The organism is Ereboglobus sp. PH5-5 (genome assembly GCF_029504805.1).
Taxonomy (GTDB): Bacteria; Verrucomicrobiota; Verrucomicrobiia; order Opitutales; family Opitutaceae; genus Ereboglobus.
Genome location: NZ_JAQFIT010000023.1, coordinates 21,902 through 32,203 on the forward strand (window position 1 = coordinate 21,902; position 10,302 = coordinate 32,203).

The 10,302-nt window shown below is 61.0% G+C and carries 7 protein-coding genes; 4 read left to right on the top strand and 3 right to left on the bottom strand.

Annotated features, from left to right (window positions below; genetic code table 11):
* Positions 1-235 precede the first annotated feature (235 nt).
* Together M2103_RS12690 and M2103_RS12695 are read left to right on the top strand one after the other, a co-directional pair.
* Positions 236-1,570 carry a mechanosensitive ion channel family protein gene (locus M2103_RS12690; RefSeq protein ID WP_277511028.1) on the top strand — a complete coding sequence of 445 codons (1,335 nt, stop codon included), beginning with the start codon at positions 236-238 and terminating at the stop codon, positions 1,568-1,570.
* An 87-nt stretch (positions 1,571-1,657) separates the two neighbouring features.
* Complete coding sequence (locus M2103_RS12695) at positions 1,658-3,073, top strand: hypothetical protein (protein ID WP_277511029.1); 1,416 nt, start codon at positions 1,658-1,660, stop codon at positions 3,071-3,073.
* Between the two features lie 64 nt (positions 3,074-3,137).
* Here the strand turns inward: M2103_RS12695 and M2103_RS12700 are convergent, their stop codons facing one another.
* Positions 3,138-3,965, bottom strand: coding sequence for an alpha/beta fold hydrolase (locus M2103_RS12700; RefSeq protein ID WP_277511030.1), 828 nt, complete (start codon positions 3,963-3,965; stop codon positions 3,138-3,140).
* Between the two features lie 208 nt (positions 3,966-4,173).
* Between M2103_RS12700 and M2103_RS12705 the strand changes: the two genes are divergently transcribed.
* The gene (locus M2103_RS12705; RefSeq protein WP_277511031.1) at positions 4,174-5,511 is read left to right on the top strand and encodes an alginate lyase family protein; all 1,338 of its coding nucleotides are present in this window, start codon (positions 4,174-4,176) and stop codon (positions 5,509-5,511) included.
* Positions 5,512-5,815: 304 nt separating this feature from the next.
* Here the strand turns inward: M2103_RS12705 and M2103_RS12710 are convergent, their stop codons facing one another.
* On the bottom strand, positions 5,816-6,487 hold the full coding sequence (locus tag M2103_RS12710) for a hypothetical protein (RefSeq protein WP_277511032.1): 672 nt from the start codon (positions 6,485-6,487) through the stop codon (positions 5,816-5,818).
* Between the two features lie 299 nt (positions 6,488-6,786).
* Between M2103_RS12710 and mutS the strand changes: the two genes are divergently transcribed.
* Positions 6,787-9,390: a DNA mismatch repair protein MutS gene (gene mutS / locus M2103_RS12715; RefSeq protein WP_277511033.1), complete on the top strand. Its 2,604-nt coding sequence runs from the start codon at positions 6,787-6,789 to the stop codon at positions 9,388-9,390.
* Positions 9,391-9,429: 39 nt separating this feature from the next.
* On the opposite strand, the gene M2103_RS12720 is transcribed toward mutS, so the two are convergent.
* Positions 9,430-10,203 carry a hypothetical protein gene (locus tag M2103_RS12720; protein ID WP_277511034.1) on the bottom strand — a complete coding sequence of 258 codons (774 nt, stop codon included), beginning with the start codon at positions 10,201-10,203 and terminating at the stop codon, positions 9,430-9,432.
* Between the last annotated feature and the right edge of the window lie 99 nt (positions 10,204-10,302).

Here is a 10,302-nt window from a genome sequence, read left to right on the forward strand (position 1 = left end):
TGGCGGAAAACTGGTGGCGATGCGACCGGACATGTTCGGTGGAAAACAAAGACGAGAGCTGAAAAACGCAATATGGATTTTGCAGGAACTGCATGCGCGAATCGTTTATGGCAAATTGAAATGTGATAGGAGGACGCGAAAACTTGTTCCGCGTTTTTTGGACGGCGCGCAAAAATGCCCGCCACGCTGCCGCGCCTTGACAGGCCGCGGCACTCGGCTGCAAAAACGCTTCATCATGAAAAAACGCCACTTGAGCCGTTTTCGCCTGGCCGCGCCCGCGCTGCTCCTTTCCTTCGGCTTGTTATTCGCCGGGGTCGTGGTTTTCGGGCAAAGCCGCGGCGTGCCGGAACCCGAGCCACCGCCCTCCGCGACCACGACAGCGCAACAATCCGCGTCCGGCAATGACGCCGCCGCCGCGGCCATCGCGGGCGGTTACGTGGACACGGAGCTGCCCGAGTTCATCAGGGAAACGGCCGACACGGTCCTCGCCTTTTTCGACGTTCGGAAAACCGGCAATTCCTGGCAGCGCCTCGTGCTCGCCGCCGCGATCATCGTCGCCTTTTACCTGATGCGCCGGCTGCTGCTGCCGGCTGTGTTTTTTCTGCTCAAAAAACTGGCCGGGCGCACGACATGGACGTTTGACGACAGGGTGGTCGACGCCGCGGAACCGCCCTCCGCGCTCTTCCTGATGCTCTCGGGCATTTACGTGGCGGTGCTCACGCTCGACTACGCGCCCCCGGTGAGCAAGGCCATCGGCAGCACGGCCACGCTGCTTTTCTCGGTGACTTTTTTCTGGCTGTTGCTGCGCCTGCTCAACGCCGGGCTCGACTACATGCACACGAAGGCGGCCCAACGCGGCGCGGGCATCGCATTGTATATGCCGTGGATTCGCAAAACGCTCGTGGGCGTCTTCGCCGTGGCCTCGGTGCTGACCATCGCGCAAAACGTGTTCGGCCTGGAAATCCAGGCGTTCATCGCCGGCCTCGGCATCGGCGGTCTCGCGCTCGCGCTCGCGGCGCAGGACACCGTCGCGAATGTCTTCGGCGCGGCGGTGGTCGCGGTCGACCAGCCTTTCAAAATCGGCGAGTCCGTGCAACTGGCGGGGCACTCCGGCACGGTCGAGGACATCGGAATCCGCTCCATGAAACTGCGCCGGTCCGACAAGGCGCTCGTCATCATTCCCAACAAAACCGTGGCGTCGGAATCAATTGTGAACCTGTCGAAATTCACCAACCGCCGCGTCGAGCAAGTGCTCGGCTTCACCTACGACAGCACGCCCGACCAGATGGCGGCGATCGTCGATGACATACGCGCGCTGATAAAAGCGGAGCCCGACGCGCTGCCCAATTCCGAGATGGTGTATTTCCGCGACTTCAGCGCGTCGTCGCTCGACCTGTGGATTGTTTACGTGACCCGCGAGCCGGACTTCGCAAAACACATGGCGCTGCGCCAGCGCTTGAACCTCGCGTTCATGCGCGCCGCAGCCGCGCGCGGCCTGTCGTTCGCCTTCCCCACCCAGACAATCGACCTCGCGCCCTCCGCGATGAAGGCGCTCGGGAAAAACCAGTGACGCCCGCCATTTCGCCATTCCGCGCCAAAAACATCCACCCCGATAAAAAAGCTTCGCCCTCTGCCCCGCCGATGCTTTTCTCGCGGCATGGGATTTTTTGACCGCTTTACCTCCAGGAAAAACAATTCCGGTGAAACCACGCCGGCGCCCACACCCGCCGCCGCGCCCGCTGGCGAAGAACCTCCCGCGCCCGCCCCCTCCTCGCCGGAAAGCGTTTTGCAAGGCACAATTAAAACCCGGTTGCTCGCCGCCCATGAAAAATTGCAGGCGCGCGATCTCCCCGGCGCGATGGCCGTCTACGAGGAGCTGCTCCAAACCGCGGGCGACCGCGCCGACGTGCTCGTGACAATCTCCGCCGACCTCGGCACCGCGGGCTACATTCCGCAAATCATCGAACTCGTCGCGCCGCGTTACGACGCCGAGCGCCACGGCCCCGCCACCGGCATCAACCTCCTCCAAGCCTACCTCGCCACCAACAACACCGCCGCCGCGCAACACGTGCTCGACATCCTCTTCGCGCTCAACCGCGCCGACCTCGAGGAACGCCTTCACGGTTTTTCCAACGCCCTCGCCGAGCTCATCGAGGCCGAAAAACGCGGCGAGCTTCCCGCGCCCGCGCACAGCCCCGATGGAAACCCGGCAAACGCGCGCAAATCCATCAACCTCGTCAGCATTTCGCGCCCGATTTGGGCCTACGGAATCGAGGAGCTTCCCGGCGTGCTCCCCTCGCCCAAGCAAAACCCGAAGCTGCGGCACATCGCGTTCGCGCAACTTTCCATCCTCGGCATCAAGACCGAGGACGCCCTCGAAAAATCAAAGCAGCCCGAGGACGAACTGGCCCGCTTCACGCGCGGCTTTCCCCTCTGGCTCTCGGAAACATTTTATTACAGCCCCCACTACAACCCCATCGCGGCGCTCGCCCTCTTCGACAAGGACTACTACGCCATCTTCCCCGTCGAATGGACCAAGTCCAACATCGAGCAACTCGTCGCCTCCAGCAACGGCAAACTCGATTACGTCATCACCGGCGCGGTTGAGAAAAAGGACGACACGACCGAGATACTCCTTCGCGTGTGGGAGGTGAAAAAAATGCGCGAACGAAAACAATTCCACACCAAGTGGACCTCCGCCACAGCCGACGTCGAGCTCGCCAAACTCCACGAGCAAATCCGCCTCTTCATGGAATGGCAGCAGGAACCCGGCGCGCCCGCCTGCACGATGCCCGCGCGCCCCGAAGCCTGGTGCCAGACGCTTGGCGCCTCACTCAGCTTTTTCCTCGCGGACAAAAACGCGATTCCCGCCGGGCAGGTTTCCATGCCCGCCGAGACGCTCGCACTCGCCGCCAAACACGCAGCCGATTCCGAGCGCGAAACATTCGCCTATCTCACGCTCGCGGATCGCGCGCAACGCATCGGCATGAGCGACGCGCTCCCCGCCGCCGCACCCGCGCTCGCCGCCACCCCGCTCGTCGAGCAGGCGAAACAGGCGCTCGGGTTGCAGTAGGCCAAAAAGAGGCAAAACCACACCTCCCGCGGGAGCGTCGCCTGCAACGCGCCCCCGCGTGTCGTCACTCCCTCAAAAACGATTCCGCCACGCGCACAAATTCCGCGCGAGTTTCCATGTGCGGATTGTGGCCGGACGCGGCGATGGTTTCGATGCGCGCATTCGGAAAATGCCGCGCAATCACCCGGCGGTCCTCCGAACCCTCCGCGGTGTTCACGTAGCTTGATTTGCCTCCCGTCACAAAAAGCGCGCCGCCCTCAAACCGCTCGCCCTCGCGAAGCGGATTCGCCTCCAGCTCCGGCAACGCCGCCGTGATCACGGGCAGATTGATCACCCACTTCCAACCTCCGCCATTCGCGCCGCCCGCCTCGTCACGCTCAAGATTTGTCGTGAGAAATTTTCGCGTCGCCCAATCGCCCACGCGCGCCTCGAAGCGCATCTCCGCCCCGGCTCTCGACGAAAGCGCGCGCAAGTCGAGCTCGTTCATCGCCGCGAACTCGTTGCGATGCGCAATCGACAAATAATCCTTCGGCGCAATATCCACCACAATCAACCGCTCCACGCGCTCCGGCTGACGGCACGCCAGCGCCATCGCCACCTTGCCGCCCATGCTGTGCCCCATGAGCGAAACGCTCCTCAACCCGCGCGCATCCATCCACGCCAGCACATCCGCGACCATCGCATCATAGCTCATCGCGTCCGCGTGCGACGAACGCCCGTGATTGCGCAAGTCCAGTGCCAGCACATGTCCCGCGCCCGCCCTCGCCAAATCGCCGCCCGTCGTCTGCCAGTTTCGAGACGACCCCAGCAACCCGTGCAGCACCACCAGCGGCGGCCTCCCCTCGCCACCCAAATCCCGGCAGAATAAATCGACGGTGTTCGCGCTGTTCATTTCCACGCCGTTTTGAAACGCAAAACGTAAAGACGCAAAAAAATACCGACCTCGAAAACAATCCTGTCACGGCATCGCGTTTCACCAGCTTCCGCGCCGTCCGCCCTTCCGCGTTTTAGCGATCAAAAATAATCGCCGATTCCCCTTCCCTCCCCCGCTGCCACCATCAACCTTTTGTTTCTTCTTCTTTTAACTCCCATTCCGCGCCATGCCTGAAAAACCCGCTTTCATTCCGCTTTTATTTTTGTCCGCATGCCTGCTGATTTGCGCCGGTTGCGACGATGGCGCGCGCAACTACCCCGAGGAATCCGCGCGCGCTGCCGGGTCCGAGCCGGCCGTCTCCATCACAACGCACATGCTGCCCGGCTTCGATCTCGCGCGCCATGAATACGCGCGCACGCTCCGCCTCGCCGACGCCGCGCTCGACGCCGATCCGGTGACAATCGTCTCGGCGCGCAACCCGCGCAGTGCCGGCGACGCGCACGACTTCTCCTCCGAGGGCGACTACTGGTGGCCCGACCCGAAAAACCCCGCCGCGCCCTACGCGCGGCGCGACGGCATGACAAACCCGGACAATTTTGTCGCGCACCGGCGCTTGATGATGGAGTTCTCGCGCAACGTCTCCGCGCTTGCCGCCGCCTACAAACTGACGCGCGAGGAGCGCTACGGCGCGGCGGCGGTGGAGCACTTGCGCGCGTGGTTCGTGACGCCGGAGACGCGCATGAACCCGTCGCTCGAATACGCGCAGTCGATCAAGGGCCGCCACACCGGGCGCGGCATCGGCGTCATCGACACGCTGCACCTCGCCGAGGTGGCGATGGCCGTCGTCGCGTTGCGCGGCGCGGACGCGGAACAGTTGGACAACGCGGTGGCCTTCACGCCCGAAACCGACGCCGCGGTGACCGCGTGGTTTCGCGACTACCTGCGCTGGATGCGCACGCACAAATACGGCATCGACGAGAGCAACGCCAAAAACAACCACAGCACCTGCTGGACATTGCAGGCCGCGTGCTTCGCGCGCGTGACCGGCGACACCGCCGTGCTCGACGAATGCCGCGCGCGACTCGTGACGCTCCACATCCCAAACCAAATGGCCGACGACGGAAGCTTCCCCCTCGAACTCGAGCGCACCAAACCCTACGGCTATTCGATCTTCAACCTCGACGTCATGTGCGCGCTCGCGCAAGTCGTGGGCACGCCCACGATCACGACGGATATTGAAAAGCACCCGGACGGCAGTTCCAGCGGCACGGTGGCAATCGGCAACGATTACATGACATGGCGTGTTTCTGAAGCCGACGATCGCGGCATGATTAAAGCCGTCGCCTACCTCGCGCCCTTTCTGGCGGACAAATCAAAATGGCCGCTCAAGCCCGACGTGATGCATTGGAACGACTGGCCGGTGCGCCAGCCCGCGCTCCTCTTTGGCGCGATGTCCGCGGGCAACGAAACCTGGCTTGCCACATGGAAGCGGCTCGACCCCGATCGCATGGTCGAGGAAGTGCAGCGCAACTTCCCCATACGCCACCCCGTGCTCTGGTATTAAAAAACGCATCCCAAGCCGGCAAAACCGAAACCAAAAGACCGTTGATGATTGTGAAAAGGAACACAGAGAACACGGAGAACCACAGAGGGCGGTGAGGCCCGTCGGTTATTTGCATAATTTTACGCACATGGAGCCATATGCAGCCATAATTCTTGATTAGAAAAAGCTGCGTTGATCCGCTTGTGAACATGCGATGGCCTGCGGACTTCCCAAAACTCTGTGGACCTCTGCGTTCTCTGTGTCCCTCTTCTGCGTCCCTGCCGCCCCTCTTGCGTCGTCATTTCATTTGGCCAAAGCTGATTGTTCACTGAGCCTTTGGAGACCATTCCCCCGTAGTCGCATCCTGACAAAAATCCCTCTCGGGTGGAACTCCCGCGTCCGCATAGATTTCACCAACGTCCATTCTCTTTATGAATTCTATAAGCGCGCCAGCATCGGGACTGAGCTGAAATTCAGGACGATGGAGAATCCCGCCATTGCCCGTAAGCATATCAAACGCATCTGATGGCTTAAGACCCGCACGAACAGCCTGGCTGAAAAATACAAATAAAGCCGCCTTGGCCTCCTCTATATTGATCAGCGCATCTGTTATCACCTTGGCATAATACTCGCGGTATGCGTTTATAAATGCCTCTTTTTCTTTTGGCGTGGTGGCATCGGTGACGCGGTAATCCGGGTCATAAGCGTCAGCGGCAGATGGATTGGCGCCGCTTCCATTTGTGGCCGCGGGAAAAAGATTCATAGCTAACTCAAGAGCCTTGGGTATATCACCTTCCTTGACAAACACAGTAGTGCGCATCGGGTCCGGATTCATGCCATAAATTAGTTGAAGCGTTCGTTCGGGCGCTAAAAGTTCTCCGTCATTTATATGTGTTTCAAAGTAAATGCCGCTGGATTCTAACAATGGAAAAAGCCTTTTGGCTTCCTGAAGGTCGAACGCGCCCAGTTCATGCAGCATTTCGGATGATTCATTCATTGTATTTTTATTTTTTGTCCAAGAAACAGTTTGGGAAGGTTTGATTATCAATCAAATATCCACAGGGCCCTCAACAGTTCAAAGTTAATCGCCTCCCGCGCCTCTTTGCAGCCATTCCTTTCGCTTGCGGCTGCGCCACGCTGAGTCCCTTGTGTTCCCTTCTTCATCCCTAAAACTTCCGCGCCTTCCGTCCTTCCGCGCTTCCGCGATTAAAAAAATATCGCCTTTTTCCTTCCCGCCCCCGCCTCCTCCGCTACCCTTTCGCCTTTCAATTTCCGCACACCTTTCCACGCCGCACCATGTCCGCCAAACCCGCCAATTCCGCGTCATCGCCCGCCGCCCCCGTCAAGCTCACCCCCATGATGCAGCAGTATGTTGACGTGAAACGCGGCCTGCCCCGCGACACCCTGCTCCTCTTCCGGCTCGGCGACTTTTTCGAAATGTTCAACGACGACGCCGTCACCGCGTCGAAACTCCTCGGCCTCACCCTCACCAAGCGCCAGGAAACCCCCATGTGCGGCGTCCCCGCGCACGCCGCCGACAACTACGTCGGCAAACTCCTCGCCCTCGGCAAAAAAGTCGGCATCTGCGACCAGGCCGAACCCGCCAAGGCCGGCAAACTCGTCCGCCGCCAGCTCACCCGCATCCTCACCCCCGGCACCACGCTCGAAACCGCGCAAATCGACGCCGCCCGCAACCACTACCTCTGCGCCATCACGCACGACAAGCACGGCCTCCACGCCGCCTGGCTCGACCTCACCACCGGCGAGTTCAAGGTCGCCACCGACGAGCGCCCCGAAAACCTCCTCCCCATCCTCACCGCGCTCGACCCCGCCGAAATCCTCACCCCCGAAAACGCCCTCCCCGCCTGGCAAAACGCCGCGCACGACCACGCCAACCCGGCCCACGCCGCGCTTGCCGCGCTCGCCGGCTTCTGCGCCGCGCGCCTCGTCACCGAACTCGCCCCCTACCAGTTCGAGCTCAACGCCGCGCCCACCGCCATCGCCACCGCCCTCGGCGTCCTCAACCTCCAAGGCTTCGGCCTCGAAAACAACCACCCCGCACTCGGCCCCGCCGCCGCGCTCGTTTACTACGCAACGGAAAACCTCTGCGCCAAACCCGAAAACCTCCGCAGCCTCCAGGAATACCGCCCCGCCAAAACCCTCCTCCTCGACCCCGCCACCCTCCGCAACCTCGAAATCTTCAACTCCACCCGAGGCACCCGCGACGGCTCGCTCCACCACGCCATCAACCGCTGCGCCACCCCCGCCGGCGCGCGCCTCCTCGAACGCTGGCTCGCCGCCCCCGCGCTCGACCTCGCCGAAATCCACCGCCGCCAAACCATCACCGGCGAACTCCTCGCCATGCCCGGCTCCCTCTCCGCCCTCCGCTCCCACCTCCAAAACATCCGCGACATCCCCCGCATCATCGGCCGCCTCCAAAACCGCCTCCGCAACCCCCGCGAACTCGGCGGCGTGCGCGACACCCTCGCCCAACTCCCCAAAATCCACGACGCCCTCGCGCAATTCGCCCCCGGCACCACCGCCCGCATCCAAAAGGAAAAAATCGACCTCCTTCCCGAACTCCACGCCCTCCTCGCCCGCGCCCTCGCCGACGAACTCCCCAACGACATCAACGAAGGCAACCACATCCGCGCCGGCCACGACCCCGAGCTCGACCGCCTCCGCGCCCTCACCACCGGCAACAAAACCTGGCTCTCCGACCTTGAGCGCGCCGAGCAGGAACGCACCGGCATCCGCTCCCTCAAGGTCAAATACACCGGCAATTTCGGCTACTACATCGAAGTCACCAAGGCCAACCTCCACCTCGTCCCCGCCGACTACATCCGCCGCCAGACGACAGTCGGCGGCGAACGCTACGTCACCGAGGCGCTCAAGCAAAAGGAAAAGGAAATCTTCCACGCCGAGGAAAACGCCCTCGCGCGCGAACTCGTCCTCTTCAACGAACTCGTCACCGCCGTGCTCGACGAATCCATCGCGCTCGTGCGCACCGCCGACACCCTCGCCGAACTCGACGTCCTCTGCGGCTGGGCCCAGCTCGCCCGCGAATGGGATTATGTTTGCCCGACAATCGACGAAACCGACGTCCTCGAAATCACCGAAGGCCGCCACCCCGTCGTCGAGCAAATGCTCAAAAACCCCTCCGCCGGCAGCCCGCAAACCTTCGTCCCCAACGACACCGCGCTCAGCTCAAGCGACGCTCAAATCGCGCTCATCACCGGCCCCAACATGGCCGGCAAATCGACCTACATCCGCCAAGTCGCGCTCATCACGCTCATGGCGCAAGTCGGCTGCTGGGTGCCCGCGAAAGCCTGCCGCATCGGCCTCGTTGACCGCATCTTTTCGCGCGTCGGCGCGAGCGACGACCTCGCGCGCGGCAACTCCACCTTCATGGTCGAGATGAACGAAACCGCGAACATCCTCAACAACGCCACCGACCGCTCGCTGATCATCCTCGACGAAATCGGCCGCGGCACCTCGACCTACGACGGCCTCAGCATTGCCTGGGCGGTGGTCGAGCACCTGCACCGCGACGAAACCCGCGGCCCGCGCACCCTCTTCGCCACGCACTACCAGGAACTCACCCAACTCGAAAAACATTTGCCGCGCATGAGAAACCTCAGTGTGGCGGTGAAGGAGTGGAACGACGAAATCGTCTTTGTGCGCCGCGTTGTCCCCGGCGCCGCCGACCGCAGCTACGGCATCCAAGTCGCGCGCCTCGCCGGACTCCCGCTAACGGTGATCGACCGCGCCAAGACAATCCTGGCAAAATTGGAAAGCGAAGACACCGACATCGAACTGACCGCGCCAACGCCGAAAGCGCGCCCCAAAAAGAAAATCACCGTGAAGCCAGAAGACGACGCGCAGATGAGCCTGTTGTAGGGGCGTCGCTTGCGACGCCCGAGCAAACCCCAATAATCTCTACAAATTCAAAGCCGCTTTCATCTGATGATCCGCTCGCGCTTTTGCGGCAGGAATCAACTTAAAACGCACCAAGGTTTGTATATTTTCCTCCTGTATTATTTCGAGCCGTAGATATCGCAGTCCATACGGCGCATACGCATAATAATAATCACGTCCGACATAGGAGGACCGTTGAATTACCGGCTCGATATTATGAGATTTAAAATACTCCTGAAATCTTGCGATAATCCGCACACTGATTCCTGTCACCCAATATGAGCAAGACTCCTCGATCAAATTGTCATAACTAATTTTTTGTCGAAAAATCACGCCATCAAGACGCTCTTTTTGCTCCGGCAGCGGCGCATGAACGATGATTTCGGACAAGCGCGCAAAAGGGTCTTTCGATGATTCGCTATGACCAATCCGTTTCTCCCACACAGGCGCGCCCATTTCACCAAAGACGAATCGGCAGGTTTTGCAGACAAACACAGTTTCACCCATATAAACGCATCCGGCGCCACCATACCACACTTCCAAATTTGCAACCTTTCTCCGCACCTCTTTCCATTCCTCGTCGGTAAACTCGCTGCCGTAAACAACCGGCGGCGAAACCAAATCGGTGTGCCCAAACGGACATTTTGACGGCGGATAACACACCATGCAGTCATCGTAATCCTTCGTTTCAATTGCCACTGGAATCACACGAACCGGCGCGCGCTGCATGTAGACAAAAAACGCAACCGTCGCTATGACATAGGCGACCCAGCGCAACCAGGGGATTTTGCGCAAAACGCAGAAAGACCCATAGACATGTTGACCCGGGGCAACGGCCCGGAAGCAAAGCAAAAGTCAACACCATGAAGCTCCAATCATTGCGAGTGCTTGGCA